Source organism: Burkholderia sp. Ac-20379 (genome assembly GCF_017104645.1).
Classification (GTDB): domain Bacteria; phylum Pseudomonadota; class Gammaproteobacteria; order Burkholderiales; family Burkholderiaceae; genus Burkholderia.
This window is the reverse complement of record NZ_JAAGPF010000158.1, coordinates 1-15866: the sequence shown is the minus strand read 5'-3', so window position 1 is coordinate 15866 and position 15866 is coordinate 1. Positions and strand designations below refer to the sequence as shown.

General features: G+C 67.7%; 14 protein-coding genes. 8 read left to right on the top strand and 6 right to left on the bottom strand.

Annotation, left to right across the window (positions count from 1 at the left end; translation table 11 throughout):
• From G3N92_RS19840 to G3N92_RS19820, 5 genes are all read right to left on the bottom strand, one after another.
• Window positions 1-576 (bottom strand): hypothetical protein (locus G3N92_RS19840; RefSeq protein WP_206129261.1); only part of this gene is annotated, 576 nt, incomplete at its 3' end.
• A 235-nt stretch (window positions 577-811) separates the two neighbouring features.
• On the bottom strand, window positions 812-1930 hold the full coding sequence (ugpC, locus tag G3N92_RS19835) for a sn-glycerol-3-phosphate ABC transporter ATP-binding protein UgpC (protein ID WP_206129259.1): 1119 nt from the start codon (window positions 1928-1930) through the stop codon (window positions 812-814).
• A gap of 106 nt (window positions 1931-2036) precedes the next feature.
• A complete protein-coding gene (locus G3N92_RS19830; RefSeq protein WP_206129257.1) occupies window positions 2037-2894 on the bottom strand; it encodes a carbohydrate ABC transporter permease in 858 nt (285 codons plus the stop codon).
• Window positions 2884-3825 carry a sugar ABC transporter permease gene (locus tag G3N92_RS19825; RefSeq protein WP_206129255.1) on the bottom strand — a complete coding sequence of 314 codons (942 nt, stop codon included), beginning with the start codon at window positions 3823-3825 and terminating at the stop codon, window positions 2884-2886. Before G3N92_RS19825 ends, G3N92_RS19830 begins: the two co-directional genes overlap by 11 nt.
• Before the next feature lie 146 nt (window positions 3826-3971).
• Window positions 3972-5216 carry an ABC transporter substrate-binding protein gene (locus G3N92_RS19820; protein ID WP_206129253.1) on the bottom strand — a complete coding sequence of 415 codons (1245 nt, stop codon included), beginning with the start codon at window positions 5214-5216 and terminating at the stop codon, window positions 3972-3974.
• Between the two features lie 539 nt (window positions 5217-5755).
• Between G3N92_RS19820 and zwf the strand changes: the two genes are divergently transcribed.
• From zwf to G3N92_RS19805, 3 genes are read left to right on the top strand one after another with little or no spacing between them, the layout of a single operon-like run.
• On the top strand, window positions 5756-7228 hold the full coding sequence (zwf, locus tag G3N92_RS19815) for a glucose-6-phosphate dehydrogenase (RefSeq protein ID WP_206129251.1): 1473 nt from the start codon (window positions 5756-5758) through the stop codon (window positions 7226-7228).
• 60 nt (window positions 7229-7288) lie between these two features.
• A complete protein-coding gene (pgl, locus tag G3N92_RS19810; RefSeq protein WP_206129249.1) occupies window positions 7289-7969 on the top strand; it encodes a 6-phosphogluconolactonase in 681 nt (226 codons plus the stop codon).
• A complete protein-coding gene (locus G3N92_RS19805) occupies window positions 7947-9863 on the top strand; it encodes a bifunctional transcriptional regulator/glucokinase (RefSeq protein ID WP_206129247.1) in 1917 nt (638 codons plus the stop codon). Before pgl ends, G3N92_RS19805 begins: the two co-directional genes overlap by 23 nt.
• A gap of 98 nt (window positions 9864-9961) precedes the next feature.
• Here G3N92_RS19805 and G3N92_RS19800 read toward each other — a convergent pair whose 3' ends face one another.
• On the bottom strand, window positions 9962-11176 hold the full coding sequence (locus G3N92_RS19800) for a Bcr/CflA family multidrug efflux MFS transporter (protein WP_206129245.1): 1215 nt from the start codon (window positions 11174-11176) through the stop codon (window positions 9962-9964).
• 239 nt (window positions 11177-11415) lie between these two features.
• Here G3N92_RS19800 and G3N92_RS19795 point away from each other — a divergent pair, with 239 nt between their 5' ends.
• From G3N92_RS19795 to G3N92_RS19775, 5 genes are all read left to right on the top strand, one after another.
• Window positions 11416-11877 (top strand): hypothetical protein, encoded by a 462-nt coding sequence (locus tag G3N92_RS19795; RefSeq protein ID WP_206129244.1) that lies wholly within the window; start codon window positions 11416-11418, stop codon window positions 11875-11877.
• Window positions 11878-12019: 142 nt separating this feature from the next.
• Window positions 12020-13303 (top strand): glutamate-1-semialdehyde 2,1-aminomutase, encoded by a 1284-nt coding sequence (gene hemL / locus G3N92_RS19790; protein ID WP_206129242.1) that lies wholly within the window; start codon window positions 12020-12022, stop codon window positions 13301-13303.
• 21 nt (window positions 13304-13324) lie between these two features.
• The gene (gene ribD, locus G3N92_RS19785) at window positions 13325-14443 is read left to right on the top strand and encodes a bifunctional diaminohydroxyphosphoribosylaminopyrimidine deaminase/5-amino-6-(5-phosphoribosylamino)uracil reductase RibD (RefSeq protein WP_206129240.1); all 1119 of its coding nucleotides are present in this window, start codon (window positions 13325-13327) and stop codon (window positions 14441-14443) included.
• Window positions 14444-14465: 22 nt separating this feature from the next.
• Window positions 14466-15101 carry a riboflavin synthase gene (locus tag G3N92_RS19780; RefSeq protein ID WP_206129238.1) on the top strand — a complete coding sequence of 212 codons (636 nt, stop codon included), beginning with the start codon at window positions 14466-14468 and terminating at the stop codon, window positions 15099-15101.
• Window positions 15102-15456: 355 nt separating this feature from the next.
• The coding region (locus G3N92_RS19775; protein WP_241014907.1) for a lytic transglycosylase domain-containing protein at window positions 15457-15866 on the top strand (410 nt) is incomplete at its 3' end.

Below are 15866 nucleotides of genomic sequence, written 5' to 3'. Positions count from 1 at the left end.
CAGCGCGCAGAAAATGCACGCGAACTCGCGTTCTCCAAAAGCCGGATAGGCCTGCACGAACAGGTCGTGCGCGGTCTGCTCCGACAGCGTGTCCGGAAGGATCCGGTAGTGGATCGTGCGCGTCGACCAGGTCGTGAGCTCGGTATCGGTCGTGGTGATGAACTTGCCCAGGAAACCGATCGCACCGGCCTTGACCTCGAACGGCTGCGACAACGCATTCGGCTCGTCGAAGTGTCGATGAATCAGGCGCTCGTGCACGCCCCACGTGAACGCGGCCCAGCCCGTCAGCGCATAGCGGCCCGGCAGCACCTTGATCGCGTGCACCTGCGGGGGCGTGTTCTCGTCGTCGAAGATGCGCTTGCCGAGCGGATAGGGATCGGCGATCTGCAACGTGAGATCCGCGTTCGTATCGACGTTCTTCATATAGAACGCGTAGCCCATCCCGGAACGGGTCTGCACCGCGCTCGCGATATAGGCCGAAGCCGGATCCGGCGCGGCGTCGAGCCGCTCGATCGGCGTGGAAATCACGCAGCCGGCCAGAAAGCCCGCCGCAACGGCCGCCAGTATTGCCTTCATCGTCTTCAAAACGCCCCCGGTTCTTCTTGTGTCGTGAGGGCCGTCCAGCGTGTCCGCGGCGGCCGCATTGGAATCGGCGATTGCCGCCTGAATCGCAGGCTCGCCGTTCGTTGTTTCGGTTATCGACACAATTCAAGCCGACTTGATGCGGCGCGCCCGAAAACGGAACGGGCCGCCGGTCGTCGACCGGCAGCCCGCTTTCGTATCGGCAATCGGCGGGGCGCCCCCGCCTCCCTCAAGCGATCCGCGCTTCCGTCGCCGGATCGAACACCACCGCCTTCGACACGTCGAACAGCAGCTTCAGTTGCTGCTTCGGCTGCGGGTTCGCGGCCGGGTGCACGCGGCTCACGATGCGCTTGCCGTTGACCTGCGCGAACACATGCGTATCGGGGCCGGTCGGCTCCGTCACGTCGACGATCACGTCGATCGGCTGCAGCGTCGAGGCCTGGCCGTCGTGCGCGTTGCGCGCATCGGTGATGCGTTCGGGACGCAGGCCGACGATGACCTCGCGGCCGATGTGCCCGCTCAGCTTCGCGCGCTCGAACGGCAGGTTCAGCACGCCGCGCGTGGCGCCCGTGTCGATCTCCATGCCCACGCCGCTGCCCTGCTCCACCACCTTGCCGGTGATGAAGTTCATCGGCGGCGCGCCGATGAAGCCGGCCACGAACAGGTTCGACGGCGAATCGTAGATCTCCTGCGGCGCGCCGAACTGCTGCACGACGCCGTCCTTCATCACCGCGATCCGATCGCCGAGCGTCATCGCCTCGATCTGGTCGTGCGTCACGTAGACGATCGTGGTGCCCAGGCGCTGATGCAGCAGCTTGATTTCGGCGCGCATCTCGATGCGCAGCTTCGCGTCGAGGTTCGACAGCGGCTCGTCGAACAGGAACAGCGACGGGTCGCGCGCGAGCGCCCGGCCCATCGCCACGCGCTGGCGCTGGCCGCCCGAGAGCTGGCCCGGCTTGCGGTCGAGCAGATGCTCGATCTGCAGCATCGCCGACACGCGGTCGACGATCTGCTTCTGTTCGTGCTTCGGCACCTTGCGGATGGTCAGGCCGAACAGGATGTTCTCGCGCACCGTCATCGACGGATAGAGCGCGTACGACTGGAACACCATCGCGATGTCGCGATCCTTCGGCGACAGGTCGTTGACGACCTTGCCGCCGATCCGGATCTCGCCCTTCGTGACGGTTTCGAGGCCGGCGATCATGTTGAGCAGCGTCGACTTCCCGCAGCCCGAACCGCCGACCAGAATCAGGAACTGGCCGTCCTCGATGTCGATATCGACACCCTTCAGGACCGGCACCCCGTTCGGGTAAGTCTTGTACACGTCACGGATGGAAAGGCTTGCCATGCTGTGAATCCTCTGTCTCTGGTGCGGCGTCGAGCGCCGCGTCGGTTCTGCTCGCCGCGCGGGACACGCCCGCGCGGCCGGTTCGTTCGTCCGGCCCGGCCGGTCGTCAGCCCTTCACCGCGCCCGCCGTCAGGCCGCGCACGAAGTAGCGGCCGGCGATCACGTAGACGAGCAGCGTGGGCAGCGCGGCGATGATCGCGCCGGCCATGTCGACGTTGTATTCCTTCACGCCCGTCGAGGTGTTCACGAGGTTGTTCAGCGCCACCGTGATCGGCATCGAATCGACGCCCGAGAACACGATGCCGAACAGGAAGTCGTTCCAGATCTGCGTGAACTGCCAGATCAGGCAGACCATGAAGATCGGCAGCGACACCGGCAGCAGGATCCGCGTGAAGATCGTGAAGAAGCCCGCGCCGTCGATGCGCGCGGCCTTCACCAGCTCGGCCGGAATGCTCACGTAGAAGTTGCGGAAGAACATCGTCGTGAACGCGATCCCGTACACGACGTGCACGAGCACGAGGCCGGTGGTGGTGTTGGCGAGGCCGAGATAGCCCTCGACGCGCGCCATCGGCAGCAGGATCACCTGGAACGGGATGAAGCAGCCCACCAGCAGCAGCGTGAACAGCGCGTCGGCGCCGCGGAAGCGCCAGTGCGTGAGCACGTAGCCGTTGAACGCGCCGATCAGCGACGAGATCAGCACGGCCGGGATCACCATCTTCAACGAGTTGAAGAAGAACGGCCGCATGCCGTCGCAGCGCACGCCGGTACAGGCCGAGCCCCAGGCCTTGAGCCAGGGATCGACGGTCCAGTGCGTGGGCGGGGTCAGCAGGTTTCCGGTGCGCAACTGGTCGAGATCCTTGAAGGAGGTCGACAGCATCACGTACAGCGGGAACAGGAAGTAGATCGCGAACAGGATCAGCACCGCGTAAATGACGGCGCGGCTCATCGTCATCTTAGGCTGCATTGCGGGTGCTCCTCGATTCCATATACATCAGCGGCACCAGCACCGCGACGACGGTCGCAAGCATCATCACCGACGAGGCCGCGCCGACGCCGAGCTGGCCGCGATTGAACGAATAGGTATACATGAACATGGCGGGCAGCGACGACGACGTGCCGGGGCCGCCGGCCGTCAGCGCCACCACCAGATCGAACGTCTTGATCGTGATGTGGCAGAGGATCAGCAGCACCGAGAAGAACACCGGGCGCATGCTCGGGATCACGATCTTGCGGTAGATGGTGGGCAGCGTCGCGCCGTCCACCTGGGCCGCCTTGAAGATCTCGCCGTCCACGCCGCGCAGGCCGGCCAGGAACAGCGCCATCACGAAACCGGTGGATTGCCAGACGGCCGCGATCACCACGCAGAAGATCGCCTTGTCCGGATCGTCGAGCCAGTCGAACGAGAAGCTCGCCCAGCCCCAGTCGTGCAGCACCTTCTCCAGGCCGAGGCCCGGGTTCAGGATCCACTGCCAGGCCGTGCCCGTGACGATGAACGACAGCGCCATCGGGTACAGGAACACGGCGCGCAGCGCGCCTTCGTTGCGGATGCGCTGGTCGAGCAGGATCGCGAGGAACAGCCCGAGCCCGACGCAGATCACGATGAACGGAATGCCGAACCAGGCCAGGTTGGCGGCCGAGGTCCACCAGACGTCGTTCTGGAACAGGTCGGTGTAACGGCCGAAGCCGTCGAACGTGTAGTTGGGCAACAGCCGCGACTTGGTCAGCGACAGGTAGCCGGTAATGACGATGAAGCCGTAGATGAACACCACGGCGATCGCGATGCTGGGCGCGAGCACCAGCTTCGGGATCCAGCGATCGGCCAATGCCGAGAGCGGCGACGTGCGGCGGGCGACGTCGGCGCGGCCGGGTTCGTTTCCGCTGAGAGGGGCAGCCACTTGTTTCGACTCCTGGAACGGGGGCGCCGGCACCTGCGAACAGGCGCGCGGCATCGGGTACGGCGCGGACCGGCGGCAGCCGGCCCGTTTGCGACGGCGCGGGCAAGGCGCGGGCCGCGAACCGGCCGCGCCCCGCCCTCACCGCATCACTTCACCTTCGCGGCCTTCGCGAGGGCGGCAACCGCTGCCTTCGGATCTTCCTGCGAGTTCATGAACTTGGTCACGACGTCGCTGATCGCGCCGGCGGTGGCATCGCCCTGCGCCATGCCGTGAGCCAGCGACGGCACGTAGCCGCCGGCCTTCAGCGCGCCCTGCTCATCCGCGTAGGACTTCTTCGCGCAGTCGTCGTACTTGTCCATCTTCACGCCCAGGCGAACCGGGATCGAGCCCTTCAGCAGGCTGAACTGCTCCTGGAAATCCGGCGTCATGATGGTCTTGGCGAGCGCGAGCTGGCCCGGCGTCGGCTTGTCCGAACCCTTCTGCTGGAAGAACACGAACGAATCGACGTTGAACGTGTAGGCCTTCGCGGTGCCCGGCACCGCCGCGCACACGTAGTCCTTGCCCGCCTTCTTGCCGGCGCCTTCGAATTCGCCCTTGGCCCAGTCGCCCATGAACTGCACGCCGGCCTTGCCGTTGATGACCATGGCCGTCGCCAGGTTCCAGTCGCGGCCGTTGCGGCCCGCGTCGAAGTAACCCTGGATCTTGCGCACCGTGTTGAACACGTCGAGCATCTTCGGCGAGGTCAGCGTGCCCTGATCGAGGTCGACGATCGCCTTCTTGTAGAAATCGGCGCCTTCGGACAGCACGACGTCTTCCCACAGCGTCAGATCCTGCCACGGCTGGCCGCCCATCGCGATCGGCTGGATGCCCGCGGCCTTCATCTTGTCGGCCATCTGGAAGAATTCCGGCCAGGTGGTCGGCACCTTGCCGCCGACCTTGTCGAGCGCGGCCTTGTTGATGTACATCCAGTTCACGCGGTGCACCGAGAACGGCGCGGCCACGTAGTGACCCTTGTACTTGATGATCTTGTCGATTTCCGGCGGCAGGTTCTTGTTCCAGTCGCCCGCCACCGAATCGATGTTGACGAGCACGCCCTGGTCGGCCCAGTCCTGGATCAGCGGGCCTTTGATCTGCGCGGCCGACGGTGCGTCGCCGCTGATCACCTTGGTCTTGAGCGCCGTCATGGCTGCCGCGCCCGCGCCGCCGGCCACCGCGAAGTCCTTCCACACGTAGCCCTGCTTCTGCACGTCGTCCTTCAGCACGCCGACCGCCTTCGACTCACCACCCGACGTCCACCAGTGCAGCACCGTGACGTCTTCCGCTTGCGCCGAGGCGGCGCCGATCATCAGGCCTGCGGCGCACAGCGCGCCCATCATCGCGCGAATCTTCATTACCTATCTCCTCCGGATTGATTGAACCGACTCCTGGGGCTCCCGTTCGTGCGGGAACCGTCTTGCCTACAAGCAGCGAAACGTCGCAACCGGGACATCACGCCGCGAACGACCGGACACGGTCGGGCCGTTGCCGGCCGCGGGCGCTCAGGGACTGACTGAGTGGATCGAGATTCAAAGACTTGTCTCCTCTGATCTGATGGTTCCGGTTGCGCCGCCGCGCGACGCCGAACCTCGGGGCCGTCGCGGACCGGCGCACGATGCGTTTCGCCAATGTCCTTTAACATGCGGTCTCGGCGCGCTGCCGCACCGGCCGTCCTGCACGAAGAGCGCGCTTCCCCGATGTCTCGTGTGCGCTTCTTTTTCTTCGTTCAGGTCTACCCCTTGCGGCGGATTGTAGTTAAACTACAATTCAGTGTCAAAAATATTTTTATCGCACTACGGCTCCGGTTTCCGCCGTCCGCGCCCGTCGGAACGGCCTCGCACACCGGTGTCGATTTCATGCCGTGGCGCGGGCATTTCCAACCGGGCGGAGACACATGCACACCGATTCCAGCAGCTTCACCTTCGTACTGTTCGGCGGCACCGGCGACCTGTCGATGCGCAAGATCCTGCCTGCGCTGTTCGAGGCCCACCGCGCCAACATGCTGGCCGAATCCGGGCGCATCGTCGGCGTCGCGCGCAACGACACCGATCGCGACGGCTATCACCGCTGGGTCGAGGAGCACGTCAAGCCGCACGCGAAGAAGGCCGCTGGCGGCGCGTTCGACGACGCCGCCTGGCAGCGCTTTCTGGCGCGCATCGATTACGTCAATCTCGATCTCGGCCGCCCGCAAGACTACCGCGTCCTGCGCGACGCCATCGGCTCGCTGCCGGGCACGCGCGTGTTCTATCTGGCCACCGGGCCGTCGCTGTTCGAGCCGATCTGCAAGGCGCTGGCCGGCGTGGGCCTGAACGACGGCGCGCGCATCGTGCTCGAGAAGCCGCTCGGCTACGACCTGGCCTCGTCGAACGCGATCAACGACGCGGTCGGCGAGATCTTCGCGGAAGACCAGATCTACCGGATCGATCATTACCTCGGCAAGGAGCCGGTGCAGAACCTGCTCGCGCTGCGCTTCGGCAATGCGCTGTTCGAGCCGCTGTGGCGCCGCGACTGGGTGGAAAGCATCCAGATCACGATCGCGGAAGAGCTCGGCGTGGAAGCGCGCGGCGATTTCTACGACAACACCGGCGCGCTGCGCGACATGGTGCAGAACCACCTGTTGCAACTGCTGTCGATCGTCGCGATGGAGCCGCCGCATTCGATGGATTCCGATTCGGTTCGCGACGAAAAGCTGCGCGTGCTGCGCGCGCTCAAGCCGATCGATCCGCGCGACATCAGCAAGGTGGCGGTGCGCGGCCAGTATCACGCCGGCACCATCAAGGGCGCGCAAGTGCCGGGCTACGCGACCGAACCGGGCGTGAAGGCCGACAGCACCACCGAAACCTACGTCGCGCTGAAGGTGGAAATCGACAACTGGCGCTGGGCCGGCGTGCCGTTCTTCCTGCGCACCGGCAAGCGGCTCGCCGATCGCGTGGCCGAGATCGTCGTCAATTTCCGCGCGGTGCCGCATTCGGCGCTCGGCCCCAATGCGCTGCGCGCCGGCGCGAACCGGCTCGTGATCCGCCTGCAGCCGAACGAGACGATCCGTCTCTACTGCCTCGCCAAGCAGCCCGGCGAAGGCATGAACCTGGCCAGCGTCCACCTCGATCTCGCCTTCGACCAGTTCTTCAAGGAAGGCCAGATGGAGGCGTACCAGCGCCTGCTGCTCGACGTGATCAACGGCCGCCTCGCGCTGTTCGTGCGGCGCGACGAGCAGGAAGCCGCGTGGCGCTGGGTCGAGCCGCTGCAGACCGAATGGCAGAAAACCCTGAAGCCGCCGAAGCCGTACGCGGCCGGCACCTGGGGCCCGGCCGCCGCGAGCGCGATGCTCGCGCAGCACGGCACCTGCTGGCTCGAGGAAGAAAACTGATACCGATACGATGTATCCCCGCATGACCACCGAATTCGATACAAGCAGCCTGGAGGAGAAGTGATCGAGCTTCATGCTTTCGAAAGCCCGCAAGCCCAGTGCGACGCGCTCGCACGGGCGGTCGGCGCGGCGCTGCAAGCGCCGCTCGCCGAGCACGCGCGGGCCACGCTCGCCGTCTCGGGCGGCACCAGCCCGCGCCCGTTCCTGCAGACGCTGTCGCACCACGCGCTCGATTGGGCGAACGTCGACGTCACGCTGGTCGACGACCGCTGGGTGGCCGACACCGACGGCGCCAGCAACGCCCAACTGGTGCGCGACACGCTGCTGCAGAACGCGGCCGCCGGCGCGCGCTTCCTGCCGATCGTCGACACCGCCGCCACGCTCGACGCGCATGTCGCCGCGCTGAACGCGAACCCGGCCTACGCGCTGCCGAACGTCGCCGTGCTCGGCATGGGCGAGGACGGTCACACCGCCTCGATCTTCGCCGACGCGCCCGAATGGGATCTGGCGATCACCACGCCGGCGCGCTACGTCGCCGTGCATCCGGGCGCCGCGCCGCATCCGCGCGTGAGCCTGTCGCTCGACGCGCTGCGCCGCGTCGACCGTCTGTTCCTGCTGATCGCGGGTGCGCGCAAGCGCGAGGTGCTCGAGGCCGCCGCGGCGGCTCCGCAACGCAACGCGATTTCCCAACTGGCCAACGACAAGGGGACCCAGCTCGATGTCTACTGGTGCGCAAACTAAGCCGGCTGCCGGCCAGCACGCCGACGGCCCGCGCCTGCTCGCCGACGTGGGCGGCACGAACGCGCGCTTCGCGCTCGAAACCGGCCCCGGCGAGATCACGCAGATCCGCGTGTATCCGGGCGCCGATTACCCGACGCTGACCGACGCGATCCGCAAGTATCTGAAGGACGTGAAGATCGGCCGCGTCAATCACGCCGCGATCGCCATCGCCAACCCGGTCGATGGCGACCAGGTGCAGATGACGAACCACGACTGGAGCTTCTCGATCGAGGCCACGCGCCGCGCGCTCGGCTTCGACACGCTGCTCGTGGTCAACGATTTCACCGCGCTCGCGATGGCGCTGCCGGGCCTGACCGACGCGCAGCGTCAGCAGGTCGGCGGCGGCACGCGCCGTCAGAACAGCGTGATCGGCCTGATGGGCCCGGGCACCGGCCTCGGCCTGTCCGGCCTGATTCCGGCCGACGACCGCTGGATCGCGCTCGGCAGCGAAGGCGGCCACGCCAGCTTCGCGCCGATGGACGAGCGCGAGGATCTGGTCATGCAATACGCGCGCAAGAAATGGCCGCATGTCTCGTTCGAGCGCGTGTGCGCGGGGCCGGGCATCGAGATCATCTACCGCGCGCTGGCGGGCCGCGACAAGAAGCGCGTGGCGGCCGGCGTGGGCACGCCCGAGATCGTCGATCGCGCGCACGAAGGCGAGGCGCTCGCGCTGGAAGCGGTGGACGTGTTCTGCGCGATCCTCGGCACGTTCGCCGGCAACCTGGCGGTCACGCTCGGCGCACTCGGCGGCGTGTACGTGGGCGGCGGCGTGGTGCTCAAGCTCGGCGACCTGTTCCTGAAGTCGCGCTTTCGCGAGCGCTTCGAATCGAAGGGCCGCTTCTCCGATTACTGCGCGAACATCCCCACCTATCTGATCACGGCCGATTACCCGGCGTTCCTCGGCGTCTCGGCGATCCTCGCCGAGCAACTGTCGAACCGCTCGGGCGGCGCGTCGTCGGCCGTGTTCGAACGGATCCGCCAGATGCGCGACGCGCTGACGCCGGCCGAACGCCGCGTGGCCGATCTCGCGCTGAACCATCCGCGCTCGATCATCAACGATCCGATCGTCGACATCGCCCGCAAGGCCGACGTCAGCCAGCCGACCGTGATCCGCTTCTGCCGCTCGCTCGGCTGCCAGGGCCTGTCCGACTTCAAGCTGAAGCTGGCCACCGGCCTGACCGGCACGATTCCGATGAGCCACAGCCAGGTGCATCTCGGCGACACGGCCACCGATTTCGGCGCGAAGGTGCTCGACAACACGGTGTCCGCGATCCTGCAGTTGCGCGAGCATCTGAATTTCGAGCACGTCGAAAAGGCGATCGAGATCCTCAACAGCGCGCGCCGCATCGAGTTCTACGGGCTCGGCAATTCGAACATCGTCGCGCAGGACGCGCACTACAAGTTCTTCCGCTTCGGGATCCCGACCATCGCCTACGGCGACCTGTACATGCAGGCCGCGTCGGCTGCGCTGCTCGGCAAGGGCGACGTGATCGTCGCGGTGTCGAAATCGGGCCGCGCGCCCGAGCTGCTGCGCGTGCTCGACGTGGCGATGCAGGCCGGCGCGAAGGTGATCGCGATCACGTCCAGCAACACGCCGCTCGCCAAGCGCGCCACCGTGGCGCTCGAAACCGACCACATCGAGATGCGCGAATCGCAGTTGTCGATGATCTCGCGCATCCTGCATCTGGTCATGATCGACATCCTCGCGGTGGGCGTCGCGATCCGACGCGCCGCGCCGAACGCCGAGCTCAACGAGGCGGTGGCGCAGGCCAAGGCCCGCGCGGGCGACGACGAATCGTCCGACGTGCTCGACTGGCTTAGCCACGGCGTGGCGCCGGCCGCCGCGCGCGACTGAACGGCGGCGTTACCGGGCCCGCCTATCGGGCCGCATGCGAAAAAGGCTGGCGCTTTCGGGCGCCAGCCTTTTTTTCGCCGTACGCAGAATGCCGGCGCTCAGTCGCCGCGCACCGGGCGGCCGTGCCAGCGCAGCACGAACCGCCGGCCGACGAAGCACAGCGCGCCGGTGATCGCGATCGTCACGCCCATGCCGAACGGCGTGCCGTCGGCGAGCAAGCCGACCACCGCGCTCGCCACCGCGCCGAGCCCGAGTTGCATCGCGCCGAACAGCGCGGCCGCCGCGCCCGCGTTGTGCGGATAGCGCAGCATCAGGTCGGTCGAGCAGTTCGCCGACAGCAGCCCGATCACCCCCACCACGAAGAACAGGCCGGCCACGATCGACCACAGCCCGCCGATACCGGTCAGCGCGAAGAACGCCACGCACAGCGACGCCACGGCGCTCACCAGCGAGGCCGCCGAGATCAGGCGCATCGAGCCGACCCGCGCCACCAGCCGTGTGTTGATGAAGTTGCCGATCATCACGCCGAGGATGTTCATGCCGAACAGCAGGCCGTAATGCTGCGCCGACACGTGGAAATATTCGATGTAGACGAACGGCGTGGCCGTGATGTACGTGAGCAGCGACGCGAACGCCATGCCGCCGCACAGCATGTAGCCCCACGCGATCGGATCGGCCAGGATGCGCCCGTAGGACGCGAACGAGCTGAAGATCGCCGAGGAGTGGCGCTTTTCCTTCGGCCAGGTTTCGGGCACCTTCAGGAACGCCGCGATCGTGCAGCCCACGCCGAACAGCGCGAGCACCACGAAGATCGTGCGCCAGCCCGCGAAGCGCAGGATCTGGCCGCCGATCAGCGGCGCGAGCAGCGGGCCGACCGAGGTGACGATCGCCACCATCGACAGCACCTTGGCCGCATCGGTGGGCTCGTGCGCGTCGCGTGCGATCGCCCGCGACAGCACCGAGGCGGCGCCCGCGCCGAGCGCCTGCACGAAGCGCAGCACGATCAGCGCATCGACCGACGGCGCCACGAAGCAGCCCGCGCCCGCCACGGTGAACAGCATGATGCCGCCGAGCAGCACCGGCCGGCGGCCGAGCGAATCGGACAGCGGCCCGTACAGCAGCATGCCGAGAGAGAAACCCGCGATGAAACTGGTCAGCGTCCACTGCACCGCGGCGGCGCTGGTGCCGAGGCTCTCGGCCACGGCCGGCATGCTCGGCAGGTACATATCGGTGCCGATCGGGCCGCAGGCGGCCAATGCGCCGAGCAGCATGATCAACCGGGCGTCGGGCCGGCGCCGTATTGCATTCGACATGGGAATTCTCGGCTGCGGCCGGAACTTCGCGCGTGGCGACACGCGGCCCGGCTCGGTGGGCATGGCGGCCGGACAGCCGCCACGAACGCTCGATTGTACGCGCGCCGCCGCGATCGCGACGCCGGCCCGCAGCCCGGCGCGTGGCCGCGAACGCTGGCCGGCGCGCAGGCGCGGTCGATCGGGTAAGCTCGCGATTCCGTGTTCGCGCACCCGCCCGCCCCACCCGGCCCCCTTTCGACATGACCGCCTTCCTGCTGATCTGGAGCCCGAAAAAATGGCCCTGGCCCGACCTGCCCGAGGCCGCCGCGCGCGTGCGCGCCGGCGAAGCGGTGCAGGACGCCTGGGGCTGCGGCTTCTCGCGCAGCATCCTGCCCGGCGACCGCGTATTCCTGCACCGCGTCGCGCAGGAGCCGAAAGGCGTGTTCGGCTCCGGCTACGTCACGCGCGCGCCGTACGAGGTGCCCGATGCGGGCACCAAGCGCGGTTACCGGCTCTGCATCGATTTCGTCTACGACTGGCTGGTGGACGGCCACCAGGAGGTCGTGATTCCGCGCGATGCGCTGCGGGCGCACCCGTTCTCGGTGCAAACCTGGGACGCCCAGACCTCGGGCACCTCGATCAAGCCGATGGCCGAAGGCGCGCTCGAAAAGCGCTGGGCCGAGCTGACCGGCAAGCGCAAGCCGCCGCCGCTGCCGCGCTAAGGGCGCACGGCCGGCCCCGCGCCGCCCGACGCCGCCCCGCCGACTCTTCGGTACAATCTGACGATCGTTTCGTCCGCCTGGGCGCGAACGCGGCGCCCTGCCGCGGCCGCCCGGCCGCCGCCTCTCTACGCAGGTCCTATCCATGTCGAACAACCAAACCCTCTTCGAACGCGCCCAGCTGACCATCCCGGGCGGCGTCAACTCGCCCGTGCGCGCCTTCCGGTCGGTCGGCGGCACGCCGCGCTTCGTCTCGCGCGCGCAAGGCGCGCATTTCTGGGACGCCGACGGCAAGCGCTACATCGATTACATCGGCTCATGGGGCCCGATGATCGTCGGCCACGTGCACCCCGAGGTGCTGGCCGCCGTGCAGGCCGTGCTGGCCGACGGCTTCTCGTTCGGCGCGCCGACCGAGGCCGAAATCGAGATCGCCGAGGAAATCTGCAAGCTGGTGCCGTCGATCGAGCAGGTGCGGATGGTGTCGAGCGGCACCGAGGCCACCATGAGCGCGCTGCGTCTGGCGCGCGGCTTCACGGGCCGCAGCCGCATCGTCAAGTTCGAGGGCTGCTACCACGGTCACGCCGACAGCCTGCTCGTCAAGGCCGGCTCGGGCCTGCTGACGTTCGGCAACCCCACCTCCGCCGGCGTGCCGGCCGACATCGCGAAGCACACCACGGTGCTCGAGTACAACAACGTCGCCGCGCTGGAAGAAGCGTTCACGGCGTTCGGCGACGAAATCGCCGCCGTGATCGTCGAGCCGGTGGCCGGCAACATGAACCTCGTGCGCGGCTCACAGGCATTCCACGAGGCGCTGCGCGCGCTCTGCACGAAGCACGGCGCCGTGCTGATCTTCGACGAGGTGATGTGCGGCTTCCGCGTGGCGCTCGGCGGCGCGCAGCAGCATTACGGGATCCAGGCCGACCTGACCTGCCTCGGCAAGGTGATCGGCGGCGGCATGCCGGCCGCGGCCTTCGGCGGCCGTCGCGACATCATGGCCCACCTCGCGCCGCTCGGCGGCGTCTACCAGGCGGGCACGCTGTCGGGCAACCCGATCGCCGTCGCCGCCGGCCTCAAGACGCTGAAGCTGATCCAGGCGCCGGGCTTCTACGAGGCGCTCACGGCCCAGACCAAGCGCCTCGCCGACGGCCTCGCGGCCGAAGCGAAGGCGGCCGGCGTGCCGTTCGCGGCCGATTCGATCGGCGCGATGTTCGGCCTGTATTTCACCGACACCGTGCCGGCCAGCTTCGCCGACGTGACCAAGAGCAACATCGAGCGCTTCAACCGCTTCTTCCATCTGATGCTCGACGAAGGCGTGTATTTCGCGCCGTCGGCCTACGAGGCCGGCTTCGTGTCGAGCGTGCACGACGACGCCGTGATCGACGAGACGCTCGCCGCCGCGCGCCGCGCATTCGCCGCGCTCGCGGCCTGACCTTCCCGATCCGGAGACGCGATGTTCTCGGAAACTGATTTCGCGCACATGCAGCGCGCGCTCGATCTGGCGTCGCGCGGGATGTACACCACCACGCCGAACCCGCGTGTCGGCTGCGTGATCGTCAAGGACGGCGCGGTGATCGGCGAAGGCCACACCCAGCCGGCCGGCCAGGATCACGCCGAAGTGCAGGCGATGAAGGACGCGCGCTCGCGCGGCCACGACCTGCGCGGCGCAACGGTTTACGTGACGCTCGAGCCGTGCAGCCATTTCGGCCGCACGCCGCCGTGCGCGCTCGGGCTGACCGAGGCGCGCGTCGGCAAGGTGATCGCCGCGATGGAGGATCCGAACCCGCTCGTGTCCGGCAAGGGGCTCGGCATGCTGCGCGACGCCGGCATCGACGTGCGTTGCGGGCTGCTGGCCCAGGAAGCGCGCGAGATGAACATCGGCTTCGTGTCGCGCATGACGCGCGGCCGCCCGTGGGTGCGCATGAAGAGCGCCGCCTCGCTCGACGGCCGCACCGCGCTGCCGGGCGGCGAAAGCCAGTGGATCACCGGCGAGGCCGCGCGCGCCGACGGGCACGCCTGGCGCGCCCGCGCCTGCGCGATCCTGACCGGCATCGGCACCGTGCGCGAGGACGATCCACAACTTACCGTGCGCGGCATCGATACGCCACGCCAGCCGCTGCGCGTGCTGATCGACAGCCGGCTCGAGATTTCGCTCGACGCGAAGCTGATGAGCGGCGCGCCGATCCTGATCTTCTGCGGCGTGCTCGATGCGGCCGGAGAAGGCCGTGCGGCCGCGCTGCGCGACCGCGGCGCCGAAGTCGTGCCGCTGGCCGACGCGAATGGCAAGGTCGATCTGCCCGCCATGCTGGCCGCGCTCGGCAAGCGCGGCATCAACGAACTGCATGTCGAGGCCGGCCACAAGCTGAACGGCTCGCTGCTGCGCGAGGACTGTGTGGACGAATTGCTCGTCTACCTGGCGCCCACGCTGCTCGGCGACAATGCCGCCGGCATGTTCAACCTGGTCGCACCGGCCACGCTGGCCCAGCGCACCACGCTGCAATTCCACACCCTCGACCGGATCGGCGACGACTTGCGCATTCTCGCGCGCTTCGCCGCGCCGTCGGCTCACTGAACCTGTTCACGGAAATCACACGATGTTCACCGGAATCGTCGCGGCGGTCGGCCGCATTGAAACCATCGAAGCGCTCGGCGCCGAAGCCGATGCCGGCGTTCGGCTGATCGTCCAGGCGGGCGGGCTCGATCTGGGCGACGTCGCGCTCGGCGACAGCATCGCGATCCAGGGCGCGTGCATGACGGCCATCGCCACCACGGCCGACACGTTCACCGTCGAAGTGTCGCGCGAGAGCCTGAACCGCACGGTCGGCCTGGCCGAGCCGGGCGACGTGAACCTGGAAAAGGCGCTGCGCGCGCACGACCGGCTCGGCGGGCACATCGTGTCGGGGCACGTGGACGGCCTCGGCACCGTCACGCATTTCGCACCGGTCGGCGAATCGCACGAGCTGCGCGTGCTGGCGCCGAAGGAACTCGGCAAGTATCTGGCCTACAAGGGCTCGATCACGGTGAACGGCGTGAGCCTGACCGTCAACGCCGTGACCGACCGCGCGGACGGCTGCGAATTCTCGATCAATCTGATTCCGCACACGGTGCAGGTCACGACGCTGCGTCATTTGACGGCTGGGGCGCAGGTGAATCTCGAGATCGATATGATTGCGCGGTATGTGGAGCGGATGCTGGGGGCGGATGCCCTCATCACTGCCAACGTCAAGTAACGGCGTCACCGCGCCGGCCGGGAGCTTCCGGCCGGCGCCACTCCCTCTGCCGCGCCCCGCATCACCCCACCTCCCCGCCTTTTCCCTCGTCTCAACAATCTGTCATTAGAATACGTGCCTCGGGCGCACGGGCCGGCGCCCTTCCGGACGCATCCGCACGCCCGCGCGCCATCGGCAGCGCGGGCGGCGGCCGTCCCCTTCACCGCTTCCGAGGCAACGCCAAGGCGGTTCCGGCCGATATAACAAGCAGTCAACGCATACGGTACGAATCATGGGAATCCAGCAGCACCAGAAACGGGCGCCGGGCGGCGGCCTCGCGTTTCGGGGCGGCGCGTGTGCCGCACTCCTCGTCGCGATGCACGGCGTCGCCCGCGCAGACTGCATCGACGACGCCGCCGCGTTCGAACACGTCAACGTCGGCCTGATGCGCGCCATCGCGCAGGTCGAATCGGGCACGCGCACCAACGTCATCAACACCAACAGCAACGGCACGACCGACATCGGTCTCATGCAGATCAACAGCTCGTGGCTGCCGCGGCTGGCGCGCGAGGGCATCACCGAGCAAAGCCTGCTCGATCCGTGCACCAACGCCTACGTGGGCGCATGGATCCTCTCGCAGAACATCCAGCAGTACGGGCCGACCTGGAATGCGGTCGGCGCCTACAATGCGAGCTCGCCGGACAAGCGGCTCGCCTACGCGCAAAAGGTGTACGACACCGCGCAATCCATCTCCAGCACGCAGGACGCGTCCATGCCCATCCTCCA